Origin of the sequence: Streptomyces huiliensis, from assembly GCF_020037025.1 — a bacterium.
In the GTDB taxonomy this organism is placed as follows: Bacteria; Actinomycetota; Actinomycetes; order Streptomycetales; family Streptomycetaceae; genus Streptomyces; species Streptomyces huiliensis.
The window spans coordinates 1-23795 of sequence record NZ_JAIQLH010000117.1 but is presented as its reverse complement, the minus strand read 5'-3'; the positions used below and the strand labels follow the sequence as shown (position 1 = coordinate 23795).

The 23795-nt window shown below is 71.8% G+C and carries 23 protein-coding genes and 1 riboswitch; of the genes, 8 read left to right on the top strand and 15 right to left on the bottom strand.

The window, feature by feature from the left end; translation table 11 throughout:
* Positions 1 to 123 precede the first annotated feature (123 nt).
* Positions 124 to 579, bottom strand: coding sequence for a DUF4190 domain-containing protein (locus JNW98_RS20880; RefSeq protein WP_223769796.1), 456 nt, complete (start codon positions 577 to 579; stop codon positions 124 to 126).
* A 101-nt stretch (positions 580 to 680) separates the two neighbouring features.
* On the opposite strand from JNW98_RS20880, the gene ybiA reads away from it, so the two are divergent.
* A complete protein-coding gene (ybiA, locus tag JNW98_RS20875; RefSeq protein WP_223769795.1) occupies positions 681 to 1310 on the top strand; it encodes a riboflavin biosynthesis intermediates N-glycosidase in 630 nt (209 codons plus the stop codon).
* Here the strand turns inward: ybiA and JNW98_RS20870 are convergent.
* Complete coding sequence (locus JNW98_RS20870) at positions 1256 to 1717, bottom strand: DUF4190 domain-containing protein (RefSeq protein WP_223769794.1); 462 nt, start codon at positions 1715 to 1717, stop codon at positions 1256 to 1258. The genes ybiA and JNW98_RS20870 overlap by 55 nt on opposite strands.
* A gap of 517 nt (positions 1718 to 2234) precedes the next feature.
* Between JNW98_RS20870 and JNW98_RS20865 the strand changes: the two genes are divergently transcribed.
* A complete protein-coding gene (locus tag JNW98_RS20865; protein ID WP_223769793.1) occupies positions 2235 to 3269 on the top strand; it encodes an adenosine deaminase in 1035 nt (344 codons plus the stop codon).
* A gap of 97 nt (positions 3270 to 3366) precedes the next feature.
* Positions 3367 to 4050 carry a glycerophosphodiester phosphodiesterase gene (locus JNW98_RS20860; protein WP_223769792.1) on the top strand — a complete coding sequence of 228 codons (684 nt, stop codon included), beginning with the start codon at positions 3367 to 3369 and terminating at the stop codon, positions 4048 to 4050.
* Between the two features lie 34 nt (positions 4051 to 4084).
* Here JNW98_RS20860 and JNW98_RS20855 read toward each other — a convergent pair whose 3' ends face one another.
* From JNW98_RS20855 to JNW98_RS20845, 3 genes are all read right to left on the bottom strand, one after another.
* Complete coding sequence (locus JNW98_RS20855) at positions 4085 to 5248, bottom strand: polyamine ABC transporter substrate-binding protein (protein ID WP_372459293.1); 1164 nt, start codon at positions 5246 to 5248, stop codon at positions 4085 to 4087.
* 139 nt (positions 5249 to 5387) lie between these two features.
* Positions 5388 to 5972: a Uma2 family endonuclease gene (locus JNW98_RS20850; RefSeq protein WP_223769790.1), complete on the bottom strand. Its 585-nt coding sequence runs from the start codon at positions 5970 to 5972 to the stop codon at positions 5388 to 5390.
* Positions 5973 to 6081: 109 nt separating this feature from the next.
* Positions 6082 to 7533, bottom strand: a complete 1452-nt coding sequence (locus tag JNW98_RS20845) for a gamma-aminobutyraldehyde dehydrogenase (protein WP_223769789.1) — start codon at positions 7531 to 7533, stop codon at positions 6082 to 6084.
* Between the two features lie 165 nt (positions 7534 to 7698).
* Between JNW98_RS20845 and JNW98_RS20840 the strand changes: the two genes are divergently transcribed.
* From JNW98_RS20840 to JNW98_RS20825, 4 genes are all read left to right on the top strand, one after another.
* The gene (locus tag JNW98_RS20840) at positions 7699 to 8205 is read left to right on the top strand and encodes an Lrp/AsnC family transcriptional regulator (RefSeq protein ID WP_223769788.1); all 507 of its coding nucleotides are present in this window, start codon (positions 7699 to 7701) and stop codon (positions 8203 to 8205) included.
* Entirely contained in the window at positions 8190 to 9572 is a 1383-nt protein-coding gene (locus tag JNW98_RS20835) for an aspartate aminotransferase family protein (RefSeq protein ID WP_223769787.1), read from the top strand. Before JNW98_RS20840 ends, JNW98_RS20835 begins: the two co-directional genes overlap by 16 nt.
* 300 nt (positions 9573 to 9872) lie before the next feature.
* Positions 9873 to 10610, top strand: a complete 738-nt coding sequence (locus JNW98_RS20830) for an ABC transporter ATP-binding protein (protein WP_223769786.1) — start codon at positions 9873 to 9875, stop codon at positions 10608 to 10610.
* Positions 10592 to 11815 (top strand): hypothetical protein, encoded by a 1224-nt coding sequence (locus tag JNW98_RS20825; RefSeq protein WP_223769785.1) that lies wholly within the window; start codon positions 10592 to 10594, stop codon positions 11813 to 11815. The genes JNW98_RS20830 and JNW98_RS20825 overlap by 19 nt, the downstream gene beginning before the upstream one ends.
* Positions 11816 to 11981: 166 nt before the next feature.
* Here JNW98_RS20825 and JNW98_RS20820 read toward each other — a convergent pair whose 3' ends face one another.
* The 10 genes from JNW98_RS20820 to rpsB all read right to left on the bottom strand — a co-directional run bounded on the left by JNW98_RS20820 (position 11982) and on the right by rpsB (position 22941).
* Entirely contained in the window at positions 11982 to 12911 is a 930-nt protein-coding gene (locus tag JNW98_RS20820; RefSeq protein WP_223769784.1) for a DMT family transporter, read from the bottom strand.
* Between the two features lie 125 nt (positions 12912 to 13036).
* Positions 13037 to 14095 (bottom strand): ABC transporter ATP-binding protein, encoded by a 1059-nt coding sequence (locus JNW98_RS20815; RefSeq protein ID WP_223769783.1) that lies wholly within the window; start codon positions 14093 to 14095, stop codon positions 13037 to 13039.
* Positions 14095 to 15798, bottom strand: coding sequence for an ABC transporter permease (locus JNW98_RS20810; RefSeq protein ID WP_372459292.1), 1704 nt, complete (start codon positions 15796 to 15798; stop codon positions 14095 to 14097). The genes JNW98_RS20815 and JNW98_RS20810 overlap by 1 nt, the downstream gene beginning before the upstream one ends.
* Complete coding sequence (locus tag JNW98_RS20805) at positions 15774 to 16871, bottom strand: thiamine ABC transporter substrate-binding protein (RefSeq protein ID WP_223769781.1); 1098 nt, start codon at positions 16869 to 16871, stop codon at positions 15774 to 15776. The genes JNW98_RS20810 and JNW98_RS20805 overlap by 25 nt, the downstream gene beginning before the upstream one ends.
* A riboswitch (TPP riboswitch) is annotated at positions 16867 to 16972 on the bottom strand. Its footprint overlaps the gene before it by 5 nt.
* Positions 16973 to 17050: 78 nt before the next feature.
* Complete coding sequence (rlmN, locus tag JNW98_RS20800) at positions 17051 to 18157, bottom strand: dual-specificity RNA methyltransferase RlmN (protein ID WP_223769780.1); 1107 nt, start codon at positions 18155 to 18157, stop codon at positions 17051 to 17053.
* Between the two features lie 90 nt (positions 18158 to 18247).
* Positions 18248 to 19390 (bottom strand): phosphatidate cytidylyltransferase, encoded by a 1143-nt coding sequence (locus tag JNW98_RS20795; RefSeq protein ID WP_223769779.1) that lies wholly within the window; start codon positions 19388 to 19390, stop codon positions 18248 to 18250.
* A complete protein-coding gene (gene frr, locus JNW98_RS20790) occupies positions 19390 to 19947 on the bottom strand; it encodes a ribosome recycling factor (RefSeq protein ID WP_223769778.1) in 558 nt (185 codons plus the stop codon). The genes JNW98_RS20795 and frr overlap by 1 nt, the downstream gene beginning before the upstream one ends.
* Positions 19948 to 20116: 169 nt before the next feature.
* Positions 20117 to 20896 (bottom strand): UMP kinase, encoded by a 780-nt coding sequence (gene pyrH, locus JNW98_RS20785; RefSeq protein WP_223769777.1) that lies wholly within the window; start codon positions 20894 to 20896, stop codon positions 20117 to 20119.
* A gap of 160 nt (positions 20897 to 21056) precedes the next feature.
* A complete protein-coding gene (gene tsf, locus JNW98_RS20780) occupies positions 21057 to 21893 on the bottom strand; it encodes a translation elongation factor Ts (protein WP_223769776.1) in 837 nt (278 codons plus the stop codon).
* Positions 21894 to 22071: 178 nt separating this feature from the next.
* On the bottom strand, positions 22072 to 22941 hold the full coding sequence (rpsB, locus tag JNW98_RS20775) for a 30S ribosomal protein S2 (RefSeq protein ID WP_223769775.1): 870 nt from the start codon (positions 22939 to 22941) through the stop codon (positions 22072 to 22074).
* Positions 22942 to 23256: 315 nt separating this feature from the next.
* Between rpsB and JNW98_RS20770 the strand changes: the two genes are divergently transcribed.
* Positions 23257 to 23795: M23 family metallopeptidase (locus JNW98_RS20770; RefSeq protein ID WP_372459291.1), on the top strand; the 539-nt coding region annotated here is incomplete at its 3' end.

Genomic DNA, 23795 nt, shown 5'->3' with positions numbered 1-23795 from the left:
CCGATCCTGGCAGAGGAAGCGCCCCACAACAAGAGATTCCGTCGTGGAGATTTCACTCCACGACGGAATCAGTGTTGCCGGGGGCGCGGGGTCCGGGGCGTGCCGCCCGACGGGCCCGCACGGTCACCACATGGTGACGCCGAGGGCGCTCGCGATGAAGGCGAACCAGAGGAAGGGCAGGATCAGGGCGATGATGCCCAGCACGATTCCGGCCGTGGCGGCGCCGCGATTGGTGGCCAGCCCCTTGGAGACCTTCGAGCGGCCGACGCCGCCGAAGACGATGCCGAGGATGCCGAGCACGAAGGCGAAGAAGTACAGGATGGGGAGCAGCCCGCAGACCGCGCCGATGATGCCGGTGACCATACCCGCGGTGCCCAGGCCGTTGCTCGGCTGCGCCGGCATCCCGTACGGACCGACGCCGTACGGCTGGACCGGCGGCGCCATCGGGTAGACGCCCTGCGGCTGGCTGCCGGGGCCCGGGTAGCCGTAGCCCGGCTGCTGCTGGGGCGGCTGGGGCGGCTGCTGCGGAGGCGGCCCGTAAGGATTCTGACCGTAACCGGACAAAGGTGATCCCCTCATTGTAGATACGCCGGGCAATGCTATGGGCAAAGCCGGGGGAAGATCCGCTCTCCGCCGATATTCACTCTCCGTTGTCAGTGGGGGGTGCCAGAATGTGCCGCATGACGAGGGGAAAGGGGAATGACATGGTGCACAAGGGTGCGGAGAGCGCACGGACCGTCGAGGAGCTGACGGCGGCCGTCACGCACGGTGAGCGTGCGAAGTACGTGTTCTTCTGGGGTCACCGGCCACGGCGGGACGGGACGGTGGGGGCGAGCTGCCTCAGCCAGTGGTGGCCGTCGCCCTTCACGGTGGACGGCACGGTCTACGCGACGGCGGAGCACTGGATGATGGCGGGCAAGGCCCGGCTGTTCGGCGACGCCGAGGCCGAGGCCCGGGTGCTGGCGGCGGCCCATCCCAAGCAGGCCAAGGACGCGGGCCGGACGGTGCGCGGCTTCGACGAGGAGGAGTGGCGGCGGCACCGCTTCGAGCTGGTCGTGGAGGGCAGCGTGCACAAGTTCGCCCACCACCCGGAGCTGCGGGAGTACCTGCTGGGCACCGGCGGCCGGGTATTGGTGGAGGCCAGCCCGCTGGACCGGGTGTGGGGCATAGGTCTCGCCTCGGACGACGAGCGCGCCGGGGACCCGGCCCGCTGGGACGGGCTGAACCTGCTCGGCTTCGCGCTGATGGAGGCCCGTCAGCGGCTGGCGGCCGGCACCAGCGGCCCCCGGGCGGAGGCACCCGCCGCGTAGCCGCCGGGAGCGCCGGACGGGCCGGCCGCCCGGTAGGTCACGTCGGTGACGTCGGGGTCGTCGCCGTACCGGTCGTCCCCGTGCTCCTCTTCGTCCGGGAGGTTGAGCACCAGGACGAGCATGGCCACGGAGGCGGCCAGCCCGAGCGCGCCGAGGATCAGCCCGGCCATGGCCTGGCCCCGGTTGGACGCCACGCCCCGGACGGCCTTCGCCCGCCCGACGGCGCCGAATATGACGGCGAGGACCCCGAGGACCAGCCCCAGCACCACGGAGATCGCGAGCACCAGCGACACGATCCCGAGCACGAGCGCGGCCGTGCCGAACCCGTTGTCGGGGACGGCGGGCGACGGGGGCAGCCCCGGGCCGTAGGACAGGGGCGGGGCGTACGGCAGTCCGGGGTTGTTCAAGGGACCGGGTCCGGTCGCGGAGCCGAGGCCGGTCGCGGGACCGGGTCCGGTCGCGGGCCCCTGGCCGTACGGCGAGCCCGGGGCGGCGAAGGGCCCCGGCCCAGGCGGCACGGCACCGTACGCCGCCGGGTACGACGGCCCGTACGGAGAGCCGGCCTGCGGTCCGTACGGGGTAGGAGGCCGCCATGCGCTCGGGGTGCCCGGGCCCGTAGGGGCCAGGGGGACGGGAGGTACGACACCCTCCCGCACCGGGGACGCCGAAGGCGGAGGCACGGCCGCGAACGGCGGAGGGACGGCGCCGGGGTCCTTGCCCAACGACACCCCGCCCTCGTCGAACGGCGTCCTCCGCGCCGGCGGCGCCCACGGGTCGCGATCCCGCGGTTCCTGCTGCGCACTGCCCGTGTCGGACACTGACCCTCCCCTGCTCACCCGTCATGCTACGGCCTCCCGGACGGCGGCCGAGGCCCCCCGCATACGATGATCGGCACCCGCCGACCGACCAGCCTCCGGAGGCAGCATGTCAGCGCTCGACCCCTTCATCGCCGGCCTGCCCAAGGCCGAACTGCACGTGCACCACGTCGGCTCGGCCTCACCGCGCATCGTCGCCCAGCTGGCCGCCCGGCACCCGGACTCCCCGGTCCCCACCGACCCCGAGGCGCTGGCCGACTTCTTCACCTTCCGCGACTTCGCGCACTTCATCGAGGTCTACCTCTCGGTCGTCGACCTCATCCGCGACGCCGAGGACGTCCGGCTGCTGACGTACGAGGTCGCGCGGGACATGGCCCGGCAGAACGTCCGCTACGCGGAGCTGACCGTCACGCCGTTCAGCTCGGTGCGGCGCGGCATCCCGGACACGGCGTTCGTCGAGGCGATCGAGGACGCCCGCAAGGCGGCCGAGTCCGAGCTGGGCGTGGTGCTGCGCTGGTGCTTCGACATCCCCGGCGAGGCCGGTCTGGAGGCGGCCGAGGAGACCACCCGTATCGCCTGTGACCTGCGGCCCGACGGCCTGGTCTCGTTCGGCCTCGGCGGGCCCGAGATCGGCGTCCCCCGCCCGCAGTTCAAGCCCTACTTCGACCGCGCCATCGCCGCCGGCCTGCACAGCGTGCCGCACGCCGGCGAGACCACGGGGCCGCAGACGATCTGGGACGCGCTGACCGCGCTGCGCGCCGAGCGCATCGGCCACGGCACCAGCGCCGCCCAGGACCCGAGGCTGCTGGCTCACCTCGCCGAGCACCGCATCCCGCTGGAGGTCTGCCCGACCTCCAACCTGGCCACCCGGGCCGTGACCGACATCGAACGGCACCCGATCAAGGAGATGGTCGCCGCGGGCGTCCTGGTCACCGTCAACAGCGACGACCCGCCCATGTTCGGCACCGACCTCAACAACGAGTACGCGGTCGCCGCCCGGCTGCTGGAACTCGACGCCCGGGGCGTCGCGGACCTCGCCAAGAACGCCGTCGAGGCGTCGTTCCTGGACGCGGCGGGCAAGGCGCGGCTCGCGGCGGAAATCGACGCGTACACGACGGCGTACACCGCGGCCCACACCGGCTGACCGGCGACGCGCGGCCGGGCCGGGCCAGCCGGGCCGGGGCATCGTAGGGAGCCGGGCCCGCCCGGCGGACGGCGCGGCCTCCGGCCACAATGGGCGGATGCCGATCACCCGCGCCTTCCAGGCCGTCGCCCACCGCGGCGACCCGTACGTCCACCGCGAGAACACCCTGCCGTCCATCCGCTCGGCCCGCCGCGCCGGAGCGGCGGCGGTGGAGATCGACGTCCGCCTCACCCGCGACGGCGTGCCCGTCCTGCTGCACGACGCCACCCTGCGCCGGCTGTGGGGCCACGACCGCGCCCTCGCCTCGGTGACCGCGGACGAGCTGCGCGCCCTGACCCGCGGCGGAGTGCCGACGCTGCGGGAGGCGCTGAAGGAGGACGGCCCCGGGCGGCTGTTCGTCGACCTCCCCGACCCCTCCGCGGCGGCCGCCGCCGTCGCGGAGGTGCACGCGGCGGGGGCCGCCGGCCGCGTCTACTACTGCGGCGCCACGGAGTCCATGCGCGAGGTGCGGCGGGCCGACCCGGAGGCGGAGATCGCCCTCACCCGGACCACCCTGAACCCGCCCCCCGCGGCCCTGCTCGCCGCGGTCCGCCCGCACTGGCTCAACTACCGCTTCGGACTGGTGAGTCCGGAGCTCGTCGCCCGGCACCACGCCGACGGCTACCTGGTCTCCGCGTGGACGGCGGACACCCGGCGCTCCATGCGCCGCCTGCTGGCCGCCGACGTCGACTCGATCACGACGAACCGGGTGAGCACGCTGCGGGCGTTGCTGGCTTCCTGAACAGGCTGCCCGACGGCACGGCGGCCGGGACGCGTCACAGCCCGACGATCTCGTTCCACTCCTTCGCGAACCCCGGCCGCTCCTTCGCCGAGATGTCACGCGCCGTCGCCAGCCGCTTCCGCATGTCGTCCGTCGGGAAGATCAACGGGTTCTCGGCCAGCTCGGCGAGCTCCTTGTCCTTCGACGCGGCGAGCACGTCCCGCGCGGCGGGCACCGGGCAGACGTAGTTGACCGACGCGGCCAGCTCGGCGGCCACCTCCGGCTGGTAGTAGTGATCGACGAGCCGCTCGGCGCTCGCCTTGTGCCGCGCGAGGTCCGGGATCATCAGGCTCTCCGCCCACAGCTCCGCGCCCTCCTCGGGCACGACGAAGGCGATGTCCGGGTTGTCGGCCTGGAGCTGGATGATGTCCCCGGAGTACGCCTGGCAGGCCAGGACGTCGCCCGACGACAGCTCCTTGATGTAGTCGTTGCCGGTGAACCGGCGGATGTGCCGCTTGGCGACCAGGCGGCGCAGCCGGTCCGTCATGCGGTGGAAGTCGTCGGCGGTCCACCGGGTGACGTCGACGCCGTCGCCCATCATCAGCAGGGTGAACGCCTCGTCCATCCCGGACAGCAGGGTGACCCGGCCGCGCAGGTCGTCCTTCCACAGCTCGGCCGTGCTGCGGATCTCGCGGCCCAGCTTCTTGCGGTGGTAGGCGATGCCGGTGATCCCGGACTGCCAGGGCACGGAGTGCTTCCGTCCGGGGTCGAACGACGGCTTCCGCAGCAGCGGGTCGAGGTGCCGGGCGACGTTCGGCTGCGCGGCCCGGTCCATCTCCTGCACCCAGCCGAGGCGGACGTAGCGGGCGCACATCCAGTCGCTGACGACGATCAGGTCGCGCCCGGTGTCCTGATGGTTCATCAGGGCGGGGCTGATCTTCCCGAAGAACTCGTCGTTGTCGTTGATCTCCTCGGTGTACTTCACCGAGATGCCGCTGCGCTTCTCGAACGCCTCCAGCGTGGGGCGGCGGCCGGGGTGCTCCTCGTCGGTGTCGATGTAGAGCGGCCAGTTGGCGAACGACAGGCGCCGGTCGGTGGCGGAACGATCCTGCGCGGCGCGGTCTCCGGGGGCGATGTAGGCGGCCGGGACTCCGCAGCCGGCGAGCGCGGCGACACCCGCGCCGGCGACCGTCGCGCGCAGCAGGGAGCGGCGGGACAGGGGCTTCACGGGCATCTCTCGCATGACGGCAGGATGGGGGAGGCGATCTTCACGGACAAGGGGCGGGGTGTCCGGAGATCGGGGGTGCCGGCAGACGCTTCGCCGGGCCGTCGATGATACGGGAACGCCGGGGGCGGGGTCAGTCGCGGGGGAACTTGTCGGTGCGGATCGTCAGGCCGAGCGGGGTGCGGGTGAGGTCGATCGGGTCGCCGAAGTCGACGGTGACCTCGCTCCGGTAGGTGTTGCCCTTTGGGGAGGCGAAGACATGGCACTGTGCACGGTAGGGGTCGACGATCACGTAGACGGGCACTCCGGTTTCCGCGTAGGTCTCCTTCTTGTCTCCGTAGTCATTGATCGCCGTCCCCTTTGAAATGACCTCCACGATGAGTTCGACGTCGTACGGGGAGAACTTTCCCTTGCGGTCGGGAGTCGCATCATCCGCGAGCTTCGCCAGGTCCGGGCAGAATCCGTTCCTGTAGCCCGGGAAATCGATGCGCACATCGGAGGTGATCCTTGCGTCTTCACCGAAGTGGTTCTCCAGCTGGCGCAGCACCCTCCGAATGATGTCCCAGTGTGTGGTGCGCTGCGGCGACATGTGAACGACCCCCCGGACGACCTCGACCCTGTATCCCTCGGGGACCGGCTCCAGCTGGTCGAACAGGTCATCCAGGCTGAAGTCGTCGTTGTCGGCCATCTCGATCCTGTCGGTCAGTACGACGGTCATCGTGCCGCCCCTCCCCCCGCGCGTACGTACGCGCAGCCGCACGGTTAAACGATAAACGCGGGCCCGGGACACGGCCTGTCCCGGAACCCGCGTTCGGACGCCTGGGGCGTCAGCCCAGCGACGTCATCACGTGCTTGATCCGCGTGTAGTCCTCGAACCCGTACGCCGACAGGTCCTTCCCGTAACCGGACTTCTTGAAGCCGCCGTGCGGCATCTCGGCGACCAGCGGGATGTGGGTGTTGATCCACACGCAGCCGAAGTCGAGCCGCTTCGACATCCGCATGGCGCGCGCGTGGTCCTTGGTCCACACGGAAGACGCGAGCGCGTACTCGACGCCGTTGGCGTAGGCGACGGCCTGGTCCTCGTCCGTGAAGGACTGGACGGTGATGACCGGGCCGAAGACCTCGTTCTGGACGATCTCGTCGTCCTGCTTGAGGCCGGAGACGACGGTCGGGGCGTAGAAGTAGCCCTTGTCGCCGACGCGGTGGCCGCCCGCCTCGACCTTGGCGTGCGCCGGGAGGCGGTCGACGAAGCCGGTGACCTGGGCGAGCTGGTTGGCGTTGTTGAGCGGGCCGTAGAGCACGTCCTCGTCGTCCGGCTGCCCGGTCTTCGTGTCGGCCGCGGCCTTGGCGAGGGCGGTGACGAACTCGTCGTGGACGGACTCGTGGACGAGCACGCGGGTGGCGGCCGTGCAGTCCTGGCCGGCGTTGAAGTAGCCGGCGACGGCGATGTCCTCGACGGCCTTGGCGATGTCGGCGTCCTCGAAGACGACGACGGGCGCCTTGCCGCCGAGCTCCAGGTGGACGCGCTTGACGTCCTTGGCCGCCGACTCGGCGACCTGCTGCCCCGCGCGGACGGAGCCGGTGACGGAGACCATGGCGGGCACCGGGTGTTCGACCATCAGGCGGCCGGTGTCGCGGTCGCCGCAGACGACGTTGAAGACGCCCTTGGGGTGGCCCAGCTCCTCCAGCACCCCGCCGATGATCTCGGCGAGCAGGGCCGTGGAGGCCGGGGTGGTGTCGGACGGCTTGAGGACGACGGTGTTCCCCGCGGCGAGGGCCGGGGCGAACTTCCAGACGGCCATCATCATCGGGTAGTTCCAGGGCGCGACCTGGGCGCAGACGCCCACCGGCTCGCGACGGACGATGGAGGTCATCCCCTCCATGTACTCGCCGGCGGAACGGCCCTCCAGCAGCCGGGCGGCGCCCGCGAAGAAGCGGATCTGGTCCACCATCGGCGGGACCTCCTCGCTGCGGGTGAGGGCCAGCGGCTTGCCGGTGTTCTCCGACTCGGCGGCGATGAGGTCCTCGGCCCGCGCCTCGATCGCGTCGGCGATCTTCAGCAGGACCTTCTGGCGCTCGGCCGGGACCAGGTCGCGCCAGACGGGGAAGGCCTCCTCGGCGGCGGCCATGGCGGCGTCGACGTCGGCGGCGCCGGACAGCGGAGCGGTGGCGTACGCCTCGCCGGTGGCCGGATTGACCACCTCGGTGGTCCGTCCGTCCGCGGCGTCCCGGAACTCCCCGTTGATGTAGTTGCGCAACCGGCGCGGCTCGGTGGTCACGGTGTGCACCTCTCCTGTGAGATGTCCGACGGGTGAGACGCCCAGCCTAGCCAGGAGGGCCACGCTTTCGATATACCCACCAGCCAGGAGCAACGGAATCAGTTATTCAGACCCTGCGTGACAACGGATTTCATCGCTCGACGCTTGTCATACGGCGGAGTCCTCATGCACAGTGGTTCCGTGGTCACTCGTAACGCAGCGGATTCCAAGAGCGCCCACGGCGCGCCACCCCTCGACGCCGTCTCCCGGGCGATCATCGAACAGCTCCAGGAGGACGGGCGCCGGCCCTACGCCGCCATCGGCAAGGCCGTGGGGCTCTCCGAGGCGGCCGTCCGGCAGCGCGTACAGAAGCTGCTGGACCAGGGCGTGATGCAGATCGTCGCCGTCACCGACCCGCTCACCGTGGGCTTCCGCCGGCAGGCGATGATCGGGATCAACGTCGAGGGGGACCTCGACCCGGTCGCCGACGCCCTGACCGCGATGGACGAGGTCGAGTACGTCGTGGTGACGGCCGGCTCCTTCGACCTGCTCATCGAGATCGTCTGCGAGGACGACGACCACCTGCTGGACGTGATCAACAAACGCGTCCGCACCCTGCCCGGTGTGCGCTCCACCGAGAGCTTCGTCTACCTCAAGCTCCGCAAACAGACCTATACATGGGGAACCCGATAGCCGTGAGCAGCAAGGACCTCTCCCAGACGGCGTACGACCACCTGTGGATGCACTTCACCCGCATGTCGTCGTACGAGAACGCCCCCGTGCCGACCATCGTGCGCGGCGAGGGCACGTACATCTACGACGACAACGGCAAGCGCTATCTGGACGGCCTGGCGGGGCTGTTCGTGGTCCAGGCGGGCCACGGCCGGGCCGAACTGGCCGAGGCCGCCGCCAAGCAGGCGCAGGAGCTGGCCTTCTTCCCGGTGTGGAGCTACGCCCATCCCAAGGCGATCGAACTGGCCGAGCGGCTGGCCCACTACGCGCCCGGCGACCTGAACAAGGTCTTCTTCACCACGGGCGGCGGCGAGGCCGTCGAGACGGCGTGGAAGCTGGCGAAGCAGTACCACAAACTCACCGGCAACCCCGGCAAGTACAAGGTGATATCGCGGGCGGTGGCCTACCACGGCACCCCGCAGGGCGCACTGGCCATCACCGGACTCCCGGCCCTCAAGGCACCCTTCGAGCCCCTGGTCCCCGGCGCCCACAAGGTGCCCAACACCAACTTCTACCGCGCGCCGATCCACGGGGACGACCCCGAGGCGTTCGGCCGCTGGGCCGCCGACCAGATCGAGCAGCAGATCCTCTTCGAGGGCCCCGACACCGTCGCCGCGGTCTTCCTGGAGCCGGTGCAGAACGCCGGCGGCTGCTTCCCGCCGCCGCCCGGCTACTTCCGGCGGGTGCGCGAGATCTGCGACCGGTACGGCGTGCTGCTCGTCTCGGACGAGGTCATCTGCGCGTTCGGCCGGCTCGGGACGATGTTCGCCTGCGACAAGTTCGGCTACGTCCCGGACATCATCACCTGTGCCAAGGGCATGACCTCGGGCTACTCCCCCATCGGCGCGGCCGTGGTCTCCGACCGGATCGCCGAGCCGTTCTTCAAGGGGAAGAACACCTTCCTGCACGGCTACACCTTCGGCGGCCACCCGGTCTCGGCCGCCGTCGCACTGGCCAACCTCGACATCTTCGAACGCGAGGGCCTCAACCGGCACGTGCTGGACCACGAGGCCGCCTTCCGCGCCACCCTGGAGAAGCTGCGCGACCTGCCGATCGTCGGCGACGTGCGCGGCGACGGCTTCTTCTACGGCATCGAGCTGGTGAAGGACCAGGCCACCAAGGAGTCGTTCACACCGGAGGAGTGCGAGCGGCTGCTCTACGGCTTCGTGTCCAAGCGGCTGTTCGAGGACGGCCTCTACTGCCGGGCCGACGACCGCGGCGACCCGGTCGTCCAGCTGGCCCCGCCGCTCGTCGCCGACCAGGGCACGTTCGACGAGATCGAGCAGATCCTCCGCGGCGTCCTCACCGAGGCGTGGACCCGGATCTGACGTTCCGGCAGGCCGGGAAAGGGGCCCGCGCGCGCCACGTCGGCGGTGCGCGCGGGCCCCTGCCGCGCACTTCCTGCCCCTTTCCGCCCCTTGGGGCCGTTTCCGCCCCCGCACACCCTCTTCGCACCCTCGCGCCATGAGCCCGATGGGAGGAAAGTGGGCCACTCCTGGACCACTCCCGCGCCGAGCCTGGACCGGGGCTAGGATCCCCGTTCCGTACGGTGCCAGTGACCCAATGGCCCCCGGTTCGTTCACCCGGACAGGGGAACGGACCCTCCAGCGACCCGAGGTGTGCTCGAAATGGTGGCCCCGCCGGACAACGACGTGCTCTGGGCACGCGGCCTGCACTACTCCTACAACGGTTCCCCCGCCCTCGCAGGCGTGTCCATCGGCATCCGCGAGGGCGAGGTCCTCGCGGTCACCGGGCCGCGCGGGGCGGGGAAGACCACCCTGCTGAAGTGCCTCTCCGGCCAGCTCGTGCCCGACTCCGGCGAGGTGTGGTTCAACAGCGCGCCGGTGCACACCCTCCCGCGCGCGGGGCGTGAACGCCTGCGGCGCGAGCGGTTCGGCTGGATCGACAGCACCCCGCACCTGGTGCCGGAACTGACCGGCTGGGAGAACGCCGCCCTCCCCCTCCTGGCCCGGGGCACCGGCCACCGCACCGCCAAACAGGCCGCCGCCGAGTGGCTCGAACGCCTGGACGTGGGCGACTGCGCCCGCAAGCGGCCCGGCGCGCTCTCCCGGGCCCAGTGCCAGCGGATCTCCGTCGCCCGCGCCCTGGCCTGCGAGCCCACCGTCGTCTTCGCGGACGACCCCACCGCGCCGCTGCACAGCGCCGACCGGGCGCAGGTCCTGCGCACCCTCACCACCGCGGCCCGCTCCCACCACATCACGGTCGTCCTCGCGACGCCCGACGACGAGGGCGCCGCGCTCGCCGACCGGGCGGTCGGCCTCGCCGACGGCCGCCGGGGCGGCGGCATCCCCGCACCGGACGCGCCCGACGGGGAGGGCAGGGCCGCGTGCTCAGTCTCCGCCTGACCCGGGGCGCGCACCCGCTGGTCCTGCTGCGGCGCGTGCTGGTCGCCGCCGCCGCGGCGGGCGCCGCCTTCCTGCTGCTCTGCGCCCTCGGGTACGCGGTGGCGCACCCGAAGCGGCCGGAGGAGGGGGTCGTGCGGCTGCTGTGGTGCGCGGTGCCCTGTGCGGCGGTCGTGCACTTCGCCCTGGCGGTGGCCCGGACCGACCCGGCCACCCGACCCCGGGACGGGCTGGACGCCATCGGCTTCGGACCGGTGCGGCTCGCCCTGCTTGCGGCCGCCTCCACGGCCCTGACCTGCGGTCTTGGCAGCGGCGCCGCCCTCCTGGTCTACCTCGAACTGCGGGGCGACCTCGGCGGCACCCCGCTGAGCGGTACGGCGCACCGGCTGCTGGACGGCGGGCACGCCCTGCCGTGGGCCGCCACCGTGACCCTGCTCGCGCTGCTGCCCGCCGCGGGCGCCGGCGTGTGCGCCCTGGTCCTGCGCCCGCGCGAGGCGGCACGCAAGCGCTCCGGCCCGGCGCACGCCCGTCCGCAGCCGGACGACGCCTCGACGCCGTCGCGCGGCACGCCCGCCCGGCCGTCGTACGCCGGGCTCCCCTGGGGCGTCGCCGTCATCGCCACCGGCCTCGCCCTGGTGGCCTACGTGGGCCGCGCGCCCGCGCCGGAACCAGGGCGGCTGCTGGCCCTGCCCGGCCAGGACGGCGGGGCCTCCCCCGGTCTCCTGGGCGGCTGGCTGCTGGCCGTGCTGGGCCTGGTCCTGGCCGGCCCCGGTCTCACGCACTGGTGCGGGGCGGCGCTCGCGGCCGGACGGCCCGGGCCGGTGCGGATGCTGGCCGGGCGCATGCTCCAGGACGCGGCGACGCGGCTCGGCCGGCCGCTCGGCGTGCTCTGCGCGGTCGCCGCCGGTTCCCTGGCCGCTGCCGAGCTCTACGGCGTGGCCTGGGAGGACTCCGGCCCCCGCCCCTTCGGCCCGCTCACCGGCCTCGGCGCCGCCGTGGTCATGGCCTGCGCCACGGCCACGGCGATCACTGCCGCCCTGGATACGCGGCAGGTCCGCTCCGAGACGACGGCCGCGCTGCTGCGGCTCGGTCTGCCGGGGTCGCTGTTGCGGGGCGCCGCCGCGGTACGGGCTGTCGCGCTCGTCGTCGTCCTCGGCCCGCTGACGTGGGTGATCGCGGAGCTGGCGGCGCTGCCGCTGACGCGGTGAGGGTGCCCCGGTCCCTCCCCTTCGCCGTTTCCTGGGGCTGCGCCCCAGACCCCCGCATCGCGGCTTCGCCGCGAAGTCCTCAAACGCCGGACGGGCTGATTCAGCCCGTCCGGCGTTTGAGGACAGCGCCCGCAGGGCGCTTCGGGGACGCGGGGCTGGGGCGCCCCTACACGCGCTGCACAGGCGCCGTGGCCCCGTCCACAGCGGGCGTCGCCGCCCCATGGCTGTCGGGCTCGCCGAACCAGGCCACAGCGACCGCCCCCGCCACGGCGAGGATGAACCCCAGGACCGCCACCCAGGCAAACCCCTCCCGAGAAGCGTCCCCGAGCAGGAGAACGCCGATGATGCCCGGCAGGATCGTCTCACCGACGACCAGAGCGGCCGTCGCACCGTTCACGGACCCGATCTGCAGAGCCACCGTGTGCAGGTACATCCCCACACCACCCGAGATCAGAATCGCGTACAGCGCCGGGTCGGCCAGCATCGTCGGCAGGTCGAACGGGTCGATGCCGTCGAGGATCCGGACGCCGACGCCGATGGCACCGAAGCCCAGCCCGGAGAGCAGACCGGCGAGGATCGCGGCCCGGGAGCCCATCAGCCGGACGGCCACCGTGCCACCGGCCATGAGCACCACGGAGATGATCAGCAGCCACCAGTGCGTGGACCGTGCGGTCTCCCCGCTGCCCTCGTGCCCGGCGGCGGTCGCGAGCAGCACCAGGGCGACGCAGACCACGGCTATGGACATCCACTCGGGCCGCTTGAGGCGGATGCCGAGCAGCTTGATGCTGAGCAGCGCGGTGACGATCAGGTTGGCGCTGATGACCGTCTGGGAGAGGAAGAGGGGCAGCATCCGGGCCGCGAGCGCGCCGAGGCCGAAGCCGAGGAAGTCCAGGACCGTACCGACCATGAACTCCCAGGTCACAGCGGCCTTGGCGGTGGAGGACAGGCTGGGGCCGCCGTGCTGGGTCACGCCCGTGTCGGGGGACGAGGCCGCCGCCTCCCTCAAGGCGGATTTCCGCGATCCGACGGCTTGCAGGACCGAACCCGTGCCGTAGCACGCCGAGGCCGCGACAGCCGTCACCAGGCCGATGATCACCAATTGCTCCGTTCGCCAATGAACCGCCTGCTCCTGATCCAGACGTCCAACACGGCGCCGAAGTTGCCTTGGGTCAGAAAAAGGTCAAGAAAAGGTCAAGAAAAAGGGTGCCCAACCTCGAGCGCTCAGCCGCCCAGCACTACCACGTGCTCGGCGTCGAACGCGACCCCCACCCGTGCCCCCACCTCCGGCGCGTGCGCCAGCGCGCACGACGCCTGGAGCGCCGGGCCGCGCTCCGGGCGCAGCGAGACCAGCACGTGGTCGCCGCGGAACGTCCGGGCGGTGACCTCGGACGGCAGACCGTCCGCGACCAGCCGCACGCCACCGGGCCGCACCAGGAGCGAGCACGGGCCCGCCGCGGAACCCGCCGGGACGGGCACTTCACCCCAGGGCGTGTCGGCCCGGTCGCCGGTGACGGTCGCGGGGACGACGTTGTCGAAGCCGAGGAAGCGGGCCACGAACTCCGAGGCCGGTCGCCGCCAGACGTCCAGGGGCGTGCCCTGCTGGGCGATCCGGCCGTCCCGCATCACCACCACCCGGTCGGCGAGCGCGAACGCCTCGCCCTGGTCGTGGGTGACCGCCAGCACGGTCGTCCCGAGCCGCCCGAAGAGCTGCCGCAGCTCGGTGACCAGCCGCTCCCGCAGGCTCCGGTCGAGCTGCCCGAGGGGCTCGTCGAGCATCAGCAGCCGGGGGCTCGGGGCGAGCGCGCGGGCCAGCGCGACGCGCTGCTGCTCGCCGCCGGACAGCGCCGCGACGGCCCGCCGCTCGGCGCCCGGCAGCCCCACCAGCTCCAGGAGTTCGGCGACCCGCCGCCGGGCCGCGTCCCGTCCCGTACCCCGCGTGCGCAGCCCGAAGGCGACGTTCGCGCCCACGTCCCGCTGCGGGAACAGCTGGTGGTCCTGGAACATCAGTCCCACGCCCCGCCGGTGCACCGGCACCCCGCCGACGTCCTCGCCGGACAGGAACACCCGCCCGGCGTCGGCCCGCTGGAGTCCGGCGACCACCCGCAGCAGCGTGGACTTGCCGCTGCCGCTGGGGCCCAGGACGCAGACGACCTCGTGTTCGGCGACGTCGAGGTCGACGGCGTCCAGGACGGTCCGGTCGCCGAAGCGGACGGTGACGCCTTCCAGGCGCAGCATCGGAGCGGGCGGCTTCAGGGTGGACGGCTTCAGGGCGGGCGGCATCAGAACTCCCCCGTGCGGTCGGTGCGTACGCGCTCCAGCACCAGCAGCGCCGCGGCGCACACCAGCATCAGGATCGTGCTCAGGGCCATCGCCTGCCCGTAGTTCAGCTCCCCGGGCCGGCCCAGCAGCCGGGCCACGGCCACGGGAAGCGTGGGGTTGTCGGGGCGGGCGATGAAGACGGTGGCACCGAACTCGCCCAGGGAGACGGCGAAGGCGAAGCCCGCCGCGACGGCCAGCGCCCGGCCGACCATCGGCAGGTCCACCTCCCGCCAGACCCGGAGCGGGGACGCGCCGAGCACCGCCGCGGCCTCCCGCAGCCGCGGGTCGACGGCGCGCAGCACCGGGAGCATCGTCCGCACCACGAACGGCACCCCGACCAGCGCCTGGGCCAGCGGCACCAGGATCCAGGAGGTCCGCAGGTCCAGCGGCGGCTCGTCCAGGGCGATCAGGAAGCCGAAGCCGACGGTCACGGCGGAGGTGCCCAGCGGCAGCATCAGCAGCGCGTCGAAGCCGCGCACCAGCCGGCCTTCCCGCCGGGTGAGCGCGGCGGCGGCCAGGCCACCGACGACGACCGCGATGGCGGTGGCCGCGAGGCCGTACGCCAGCGAGTTGCCGATCGTCTCCAGCGGCGCGACGCCGAGCACGCCGTCGTCACCGGCCGAGGCCAGGGCGCGGTAGAAGGCCAGGCCGTAGCCGTCGGGGCCGTCGAAGGAGCGCAGCACGAGCACCGCGAGCGGCAGCAGGATCAGCACCGCCACACTGGCCAGGACCGCGGCCAGCAGGCCCCACTGTGCGGCGCCGCGCGGTCGGCGCGCGGTGCGGCGGGCGTCCACCAGGCGCAGCGTGGACTCGCGCCGGCGCACGGTCCACGCGTGCACCAGGAGCAGCGCGGCGACGGCGGCGAACTGGACGAGGGTGAGGACGGCGGCCGTCGGCAGGTCGAGCATCTCGGCGGTCTGCCGGTAGATCTCCACCTCCAGCGTGGCGTACCGCGGGCCGCCGAGGATCTGGACGGCGCCGAAGGAGGTGAAGGTGAAGAGGAAGACCATCAGCGCGGCGGCGGCCACGGCCGGGGCGAGCGCGGGCAGGGTGATCCGCCGCCAGGCGGCGAACCGGCCGGCGCCGAGCATCCGCGCGGCCTCCTCCTGCCGGGGGTCGAGCTGGGCCCAGAGCCCGCCGACGGTCCGGACGACCACGGCGTAGTTGAAGAAGACGTGGGCGAGCAGGATCGCCCAGACGGAGGTGTCGAGCCGCACGCCCCACAGCTCGTCGAGGAGTCCGCGTCGCCCGAGCAGCGCGAGGAAGGCGGAGCCGGCCACGACGGTGGGCAGCACGAACGGGACGGTGACCACCGCCCGCAGCAGTCCCTTGCCGGGGAAGTCGAAGCGCGCCATGACGTACGCGCCGGGGAGCGCGAGCAGCAGCGTGAGCGCCGTGGAGGCCGCCGCCTGCCAGGTGGTGAACCACAGGACGTGCCCGGTCGCCGGGTCGGTGAGCACCTCGCCGATCCGGCCGAACCGCCACCGCCCGTCCGTCTTCAGCCCCCGCGTGACGATCGCGGCCACCGGATAGGCGAAGAAGAGTCCGAAGAAGGCGAGCGGGACGGCCATCAGGCCGAGCCGGACCCCCGTGCGCCGGGGGCCGCGGCCCTTCGGAGCGGCCCCTTCGGCGCCTTCGGTTACTTCAGGACGATCGAGGACCATGCCTTGACCCACTGATCACGGTTCTTCGCGATCTTCTCGGGGGCGAGCGTCTCCGGGGCGTCGACCGTCGCGCCGAACTTCGTGAACAGCTCCGGCAGCTTGGCGTCCTTCACCACCGGCTTGACGTACATGCTGAGCGGCACGTCCTCCTGGAACCGCTTGCTCAGCAGGAAGTCCAGCAGCGCCTTGCCGCCCTTGGCGTTCTTCGCGCCCTTGAGCAGGCCGGCGTACTCGGTCTGCCGGAAGCAGGTGCCGGTCGCGACGCCGGTCGGCGCCTCGTCCGCGGACTTCGGCTGCTGCTTCATGCCCTGCACCTCGGCGGGCGGACTGGAGGCGTAGGAGACGACGAGCGGCCGGTCGCCCTTGGCCTTGCGGCCGGCGGCGGAGCCGGAGAAGCGGTCGTTGTACGCCTGCTCCCAGCCGTCGACGACCTCGACGCCGTTGTCCTTGAGCTTCTTCCAGTAGTCCTGCCAACCGTCGTCGCCGTACTTGGCGACGGTCGCGAACTGGAAGGCGAGGCCCGGGGAGGAGGTGGCGGCGTTCTCGGTGACCAGCAGGCCCTTGTATTCGGGCTTCACCAGGTCGTCGAAGGTCTTCGGCGGGGCCAGCTTGTGGTCGGTGAAGTAGGCGCGGTCGTAGTTGACGCAGATGTCACCCGAGTCGACCGGCGTCACCCGGTGCTCCGCGTCGTCGGCCCGGAACTCCTTCGCCACCCCGTCCAGGCCCTTGGCCTCGTACGACTCGAAGATCCCGTTGTCCAGGGCGCGGGAGAGCAGCGTGTTGTCCACACCGAAGAAGACGTCGCCCTGTGGGTGGCTCTTGGAGAGGATCGCCTGGTTCACGGCCCGCCCGGCGTCGCCACTCTTGAGCGTCTTGACCTTGTACCCGGTCCGCGCCGTGAACTCCTTGAGCACGTCCGGGGAGACGACGAACGACTCGTGCGAGACGAGGGTGACCGTCTTGCCGCCGTCGGTCTCCTTGGCCTCGTCGGAGCCGCCGCAGGCCGCGAGGGCCGGGACGGCCAGGGCGGTGACGGCGGCGGCGCCCAGGGCACGCCGGAGGGTGGTGTTCATGGTGGTGCTGACTCCCTACGCCGGTACTAACCGGATCAGGTCCGAGGGTCTGCGGCGCGGGCCGCACTCTCAGCGCTGTGTGCGCTCCCCTGTCGGATTGTTCATTTGTACGAGCAATGCGAAGCAGTGCGAGTGCACCGTATCAGTGCACCCGCCCGCTCCCCGGCCCTCGCCGGGCCTCAGCGCTCGGTCGCCGCCAGCTGGCCGCAGGCACCGTCGATCTCCTGACCGCGCGTGTCCCGGACGGTGACCGGGACGCCGTGGGCCGCGATCGCCGCGACGAACGCCCGCTCGTCCTCCGGGCGGGACGCCGTCCACTTCGAACCCGGCGTGGGGTTGAGCGGGATCAGGTTGACGTGCACCCGCTTGCCCTTGAGCAGCCGACCCAGCAGGTCGCCGCGCCACGCCTGGTCGTTGATGTCCCGGATCAGGGCGTACTCGATGGAGATCCGGCGGCCGGACTTCTCCGCGTACTCCCAGGCCGCGTCCAGGACCTCGCGGACCTTCCAGCGGGTGTTGACCGGGACGAGCGTGTCGCGCAGCTCGTCGTCGGGCGCGTGCAGCGAGACGGCGAGGCGGCACTTGAAGCCCTCGTCGGCGAACCGGTGCATCGCCGGCACCAGGCCGACGGTGGAGACGGTGATGCCGCGCTGCGACAGCCCGAGGCCGTCCGGCTCGGGGTCGGTCAGCCGGCGGATGGCGCCGACGACCCGCTTGTAGTTGGCGAGCGGCTCGCCCATGCCCATGAAGACGATGTTCGACAGCCGCGCGGGACCTCCCGGGACCTCGCCGTCGCGCAGCGCGCGCATGCCGTCCACGATCTGGTGCACGATCTCGGCGGTCGACAGGTTGCGGTCCAGGCCCGCCTGGCCGGTGGCGCAGAACGGGCAGTTCATCCCGCAGCCGGCCTGCGAGCTGATGCACATGGTGACCCGGTCCGGGTAGCGCATCAGGACGGACTCGACGAGCTTGCCGTCGTGCAGCCGCCACAGCGTCTTGCGGGTGGTGTCGTCGTCGCACGAGATGTGCCGCACGACGCTCATCAGCTCCGGCAGCAGTTCGCCCGCGAGCTTCTCGCGGGCGGCGGCCGGGATGTCCGTCCACTGCGCGGGGTCGTGCGCGTACCGCGCGAAGTAGTGCTGCGACAGCTGCTTCGCCCGGAACGGCTTCTCACCGATGGCCGCGACGGCCTCCTTGCGCTCGGCGGGCGAGAGGTCGGCGAGGTGCCGCGGGGGCTTCTTGGCTCCGCGGGGGGCTACGAAAGTCAGTTCTCCGGGCTTAGGCATGATGTTTCAAGTGTCGCAGATGCGCGGGCGGGGCCCGCCGTCCTGTGGACAACGGGCCCGCCCGAGGGGAATACGCAGGTCAGCCGAGGTTCAGCCGGTCCCAACGAAAGCCACCAACAGCAGCCACACCACCGGCGCCGTCGGCAGCAGCGAATCCAGCCGGTCCATGATCCCGCCGTGCCCCGGCAGCAGCCGGCCCATGTCCTTGATGCCCAGGTCCCGCTTGATCATCGACTCGCCGAGGTCGCCCAGGGTCGCGCTCACCGCGACGGCCAGGCCGAGCAGCAGGCCCTGCCACCACACCCCGTCGTCGATCAGGAAGCGCATGCACAGCGCGCCCGCCACCATGGCGAACAGCACGGCGCCGATCAGGCCCTCGCGGGTCTTGCCGGGGCTGATGCGTGGCGCGAGCTTGCGCTTGCCGAAGCGCCAGCCCACCGCGTAGGCGCCGGTGTCGCTGACCACCGTGAGGATCAGGAAGGTCAGCACCCGCCAGGCACCGTCGTCGGCGGCCAGCATCAGGGCCACGAAGGTGGCCAGGAACGGCACGTAGAACGCGGCGAAGATGCCCGCCGTGACGTCCTTGAGGTAGTCGTCCGGCGGCTCGGTCATCCGCCAGATCAGCACGGCGAGCGCGGTGAGGGCCATGGCCACCCACGCGCCCTCGGCGCCGTCGACGTACCCCGCGACGGTCATCGCGGCCCCACCGATGGCGAGCGGCACCAGGGGCGCCCTGATGCCCTTGCGCTCGGCGAGGCGGGAGGTGAGCTCCCACAGCCCGACGACCACGGCGATCACGACGACGCCGAGGAAGACGGGCTTGTAGACGAAAAGCGAGGCGACGATGACCGCGCCGAGCCCCAGGCCCACCCCTATCGCGGCCCGCAGGTCGCGGCCCGCGCTCTTCTTCCCCGCCTTGGGCGCCTGGGGGGCGGGGGCGGCGGGTTCGTGCGGCCGGATGTCGGGCTCCCCTCGGTCGCGAGCGTCGCGGTGGTCACGGTCGTCGCGTTCGTCGCGTTCGTCGCGTTCGTCGCGGAACAGAGGGCCACTGAGGTGAGCGGCCCCCTGGTCACGGTCCTCCTGGTCTCCGCCTGCGTCGGGCACGATCGGCATGGGCCGAGTCTGCGCCGCCCCGGCCGCTTCGCGCACTGGACCCGCCGGGAACGGGGTGTGCCGGTCGGCGGATCCCCACTGCCCGGCGCGTGACGGGGTTCCCCAGGATGCGTCGTTCATCAGACCTCGAGCAGCTCGGATTCCTTGTGCTTGAGCAGCTCGTCCACCTGCGCGACGTACTTCGCGGTGGTGTCGTCGAGCTCCTTCTCGGCGCGGCGGACGTCGTCCTCGCCGGACTCCTTGTCCTTGACGAGCTTGTCCAGGGTGTCCTTCGCCTTGCGGCGGACGGAGCGGATCGAGACCTTGGCGTCCTCGGCCTTGGTCTTGGCGACCTTGACGAACTCGCGGCGGCGCTGCTCGGTGAGCTCGGGGAACGTCACCCGGATGATGTTGCCGTCGTTGCTGGGGTTGACGCCCAGGTCGGAGTCGCGGATGGCCTGCTCGATGTTGCGCAGGGCGCTCTTGTCGAACGGGGTCACCACGGCCATGCGCGGCTCGGGGACCGAGAACGACGCCAGCTGGTTGATGGGCGTCAGCGCACCGTAGTAGTCCGCCACGATCTTGTTGAACATCGCCGGGTGGGCACGCCCGGTGCGGATCGCCGCGAAGTCCTCCTTGGCGACCACGACGGCCTTCTCCATCTTCTCCTCGGCTTCGAGGAGGATCTCTTCGATCACCACTTGCTCCTGGTGTTATCAGTAAGCAGAGCCTCGCCCCTGCGCGCGTCTTCTCCTGCACGGTGTCCGACCGGCAGGCGGTTGTCCATCCCCGGGCCGTGGTCTTCCCACGGCTCCGGGTTGCCGTCCGCCGGTGCCCGGGGGCGCGGCGGACGGCCTTACGGGCGTCTCAGTCCCGCGTGCCCTGGTCGCTCACGAGCGTGCCGATCTTCTCACCCTTGACGGCGCGGGCGATGTTGCCCTCGGCGAGCAGCTCGAACACCAGGATCGGCAGCTTGTTGTCCATGCACAGGCTGATGGCGGTGGCGTCCGCGACCTTCAGGCCGCGCGCCAGCACCTCGCCGTACTCCAGGGCGTCGAACTTCACCGCGCCGGGGTTCTTCTTCGGGTCGGAGTCGTAGATCCCGTCGACGCCGTTCTTGCCCATGAGGATCGCCTCGGCGTGGATCTCCAGGGCGCGCTGGGCGGCGGTGGTGTCGGTGGAGAAGTAGGGCATGCCCATGCCCGCGCCGAAGATCACGACGCGGCCCTTCTCCAGGTGGCGCACGGCGCGCAGCGGGATGAACGGCTCGGCGACCTGGCCCATGGTGATGCCGGTCTGGACCCGGGTCTCCACGCCTTCCTTCACCAGGAAGTCCTGGAGGGCGAGGCTGTTCATGACCGTGCCGAGCATGCCCATGTAGTCGGAGCGCGCCCGGTCCATGCCGCGCTGCTGGAGCTCGGCGCCGCGGAAGAAGTTGCCGCCGCCGATGACGACGGCGATCTCGTAGCCCTCGCGGACCACGGCCGCGATCTCCCGGGCGATGGCGTGCACGATATCGGGGTCGACACCGAGCCCTCCGCCGCCGGCGAAGGCCTCGCCGGACAGTTTCAGCAGGAACCGGCGGGGTTTCCCGTGGTCGTCGCTCTTGCCGTCGGCGGCCCTGTGGGCGTCCGCACCCTGATTCATTGGAGTTCTCCTCGTGCACATACGAAGAAGGCCATTGCCGGTGGGTCCTTTCGGTTCCCTCTGCGGCAATGGCCTCCTCGTCACATCAGCGGCCGGCCGGTGACCGGTCGGCTGCGTACGACCCTAGCGGGTCGCGGGTCAATCGCTGCCCAGTCGGGGCTCAGGCGCCGACGCGGATGCGGGCGAAGCGCTTCAGCGTGACGCCGGCCTCGTCCAGGATCTTCTGGACGGTCTTCTTGTTGTCCTTGGCGAAGGGCTGGTCCAGCAGGACCTGCTCCTTGAAGAAGCCGGTGACGCGACCCTCGACGATCTTCGGCAGGGCGGCCTCGGGCTTGCCCTCCTCGCGCGCGGTGGCCTCGGCGACGCGACGCTCGTTCTCCACGACCTCGGCCGGGATGGCGTCACGGGTGAGGAACTTCGGCGCGAACGCGGCGATGTGCTGCGCGACGTCCTTGGCGACCTCGGCGTTCTCCTTGTCCAGCTCGACCAGCACGCCGACCTGCGGGGGCAGGTCCGCGGCGGTGCGGTGCATGTACGCGGAGACGTAGCCGTCACCGAAGACCGCGAAACGGTCCACGACGATCTTCTCGCCCAGGGTGGCGTTGGCCTCGTCGATGAACGCCTGGACGGTCTTGCCGGCCTCGATCTCGGAGGCGAGCAGCGCCTCGATGTCGGCGGGGGCGGTCTTGGCGACGTGGGCGGCGAGCGCGTCGGCCACGGCGATGAACTTCTCGCCCTTGGCGACGAAGTCGGTCTCGCACTTCAGCTCGACGATGACACCGGAGGTGTTGTCGTCGGCGATGGAGGAGACGACGGCGCCGTTCTCGGTCGTGCGGGACTCGCGCTTGGCGACGCCCTTCAGGCCCTTGACGCGGACGATCTCGACGGCCTTCTCGAGGTTGCCCTCGGCCTCGTCGAGCGCCTTCTTGCAGTCCATCATGCCGGCGCCGGTGAGCTCGCGGAGCTTCTTGACGTCAGCGGCGGTGAAGTTCGCCATCGTTGAAATCCTTCTTGTGCACTGTGCCCCGCCGTGCCGCTCGGCACCCGGCAGGGCAGGTCCGTCTTGAGGTCACCACGACGGCCGGCTCCCGTCCACCGGACGGAATCCGGCCGTGGATCCACCAGAGACGGCGGGGTCACGCTGTGCGTGGCCCCCGCCGTCCGGTACGGCAGGGTCAGGCCTGCTCGGCGTCGGCCGGCTTCTCGGCCTCGGCGGCGGGGGCCTCGGCGGCGGGAGCAGCCTCGGCGGCCGGGGCCTCCTCAGCCTTCTTCTCGCCCTCGAGCAGGTCGCGCTCCCACTCGGCCAGCGGCTCGCCGGCCTTCTCGCCCGGCTTCTGGTCGCCGGTCGCGGCACCGGAGCGGGCGATGAGGCCCTCGGCGACGGCGTCGGCGATCACGCGGGTGAGCAGGGTGACGGAGCGGATCGCGTCGTCGTTGCCCGGGATCTTGTAGTCGACCTCGTCGGGGTCGCAGTTGGTGTCGAGGATGGCGACGACCGGGATGCGGAGCTTGCGCGCCTCACCGACGGCGATGTGCTCCTTCTTGGTGTCCACGATCCAGACGGCGCTGGGCACCTTCTGCATCTCGCGGATACCGCCGAGGGTCTTCTCCAGCTTGGCCTTCTCGCGGGAGAGGACCAGGAGCTCCTTCTTGGTGAGGCCGGAGGCGGCCACGTCCTCGAAGTCGATGAGCTCGAGCTCCTTCAGGCGCTGCAGGCGCTTGTAGACGGTCGAGAAGTTGGTGAGCATGCCGCCCAGCCAGCGCTGGTTGACGTAGGGCATGCCGACGCGGGTCGCCTGCTCGGCGATCGCCTCCTGGGCCTGCTTCTTCGTACCGACGAACATGATGGAGCCGCCGTGCGCGACGGTCTCCTTGACGAACTCGTAGGCGCGGTCGATGTACGACAGCGACTGGAGCAGGTCGATGATGTAGATGCCGTTGCGCTCCGTGAAGATGAAACGCTTCATCTTCGGGTTCCAACGACGGGTCTGGTGACCGAAGTGGACGCCGCTCTCCAGCAGCTCCCGCATCGTGACGACGGCCATGGCCGCGCTCCTTGTGGTACTCGGTTTCCACGGCGGCCGGGCGGCCGCCGCTCCTGACGCCCCGGAGCGCCCGCCGTGCGCCGCTCCCCGCTGGGGAGCCGTTCACGGACCGAGGGACGCGTCCACCGCGCTGCCCGGGAAGGGTCTGACGCGACGGTGGCGGGGCGTGCGAAGTCGACCCGGTGACCCGGGTCGCCAAGAGAAGTGTACGGGACCGGGGAAGGGGCGGGTGACGGCGTTGTCCACAACCGGCGAGTAGTCCACAGGTCCGGCTCAAGATCCCCTGGATTCGGGGGGTTCCGTCACGGTGGGCACATGCACACGCAACGGATCTCGCGCTTTCTCCTGGCGGCGGTGGTGGCCGCGCTCATGCTCGTCTGCGCGCTGCCGGCGGCTGCCGGTGACGACCCGCCGGCCCCACCGGCTCCACCGGTCGCCCGGGTCTGGCCGGTGGGCACCCGGCCGGCCGTCCTGCGCGGCTGGGACCCTCCCGCCGCGCCCTGGGCCCGCGGCCACCGAGGCGTCGATCTTGCCGCCGCTCCCGGCACCCCGGTCCGGGCGGCCGCCGGCGGCGTCGTCTCCTTCGTCGGGACGGTCGCCGGGCGGGGGGTGGTGGCCGTGGAGCTGCCGGGGACCGGTGATCCTCCGTTGCGGACGACGTACGAGCCGGTGGTGGGAGTTGGCCTCCGCCGAGGGGATCGGGTGGAAGCGGGCGACGTTCTGGGCAAGCTGGCGTCCGGGCCCTGGCACTGCCCGGCCGGCTGCCTGCACTGGGGGCTGTTGCGGGGGCGGGAGTATCTGGATCCGTTGGGGTTGCTGCCGGGGTGGATGGTGCGGCGGGGGCCGTCGAGGTT

What these genes read in the sequence shown, in the direction of transcription:
- pyrH (WP_223769777.1), bottom strand. Translation starts at nt 20,896, where the DNA reads ATGAATCAGGGTGCGGACGCCCACAGGGCCGCCGACGGCAAGAGCGAC.
- JNW98_RS20880 (WP_223769796.1), bottom strand. Translation starts at nt 579, where the DNA reads ATGAGGGGATCACCTTTGTCCGGTTACGGTCAGAATCCTTACGGGCCG.
- JNW98_RS20795 (WP_223769779.1), bottom strand. Translation starts at nt 19,390, where the DNA reads ATGAACGACGCATCCTGGGGAACCCCGTCACGCGCCGGGCAGTGGGGA.
- ybiA (WP_223769795.1), top strand. Translation starts at nt 681, where the DNA reads ATGACGAGGGGAAAGGGGAATGACATGGTGCACAAGGGTGCGGAGAGC.
- JNW98_RS20860 (WP_223769792.1), top strand. Translation starts at nt 3,367, where the DNA reads ATGCCGATCACCCGCGCCTTCCAGGCCGTCGCCCACCGCGGCGACCCG.
- JNW98_RS20830 (WP_223769786.1), top strand. Translation starts at nt 9,873, where the DNA reads ATGGTGGCCCCGCCGGACAACGACGTGCTCTGGGCACGCGGCCTGCAC.
- tsf (WP_223769776.1), bottom strand. Translation starts at nt 21,893, where the DNA reads ATGGCGAACTTCACCGCCGCTGACGTCAAGAAGCTCCGCGAGCTCACC.
- JNW98_RS20840 (WP_223769788.1), top strand. Translation starts at nt 7,699, where the DNA reads ATGCACAGTGGTTCCGTGGTCACTCGTAACGCAGCGGATTCCAAGAGC.
- JNW98_RS20835 (WP_223769787.1), top strand. Translation starts at nt 8,190, where the DNA reads ATGGGGAACCCGATAGCCGTGAGCAGCAAGGACCTCTCCCAGACGGCG.
- JNW98_RS20815 (WP_223769783.1), bottom strand. Translation starts at nt 14,095, where the DNA reads ATGCCGCCCGCCCTGAAGCCGTCCACCCTGAAGCCGCCCGCTCCGATG.
- rpsB (WP_223769775.1), bottom strand. Translation starts at nt 22,941, where the DNA reads ATGGCCGTCGTCACGATGCGGGAGCTGCTGGAGAGCGGCGTCCACTTC.
- JNW98_RS20850 (WP_223769790.1), bottom strand. Translation starts at nt 5,972, where the DNA reads ATGACCGTCGTACTGACCGACAGGATCGAGATGGCCGACAACGACGAC.
- rlmN (WP_223769780.1), bottom strand. Translation starts at nt 18,157, where the DNA reads ATGCCTAAGCCCGGAGAACTGACTTTCGTAGCCCCCCGCGGAGCCAAG.
- JNW98_RS20805 (WP_223769781.1), bottom strand. Translation starts at nt 16,871, where the DNA reads ATGAACACCACCCTCCGGCGTGCCCTGGGCGCCGCCGCCGTCACCGCC.
- JNW98_RS20865 (WP_223769793.1), top strand. Translation starts at nt 2,235, where the DNA reads ATGTCAGCGCTCGACCCCTTCATCGCCGGCCTGCCCAAGGCCGAACTG.
- JNW98_RS20810 (WP_372459292.1), bottom strand. Translation starts at nt 15,798, where the DNA reads ATGGTCCTCGATCGTCCTGAAGTAACCGAAGGCGCCGAAGGGGCCGCT.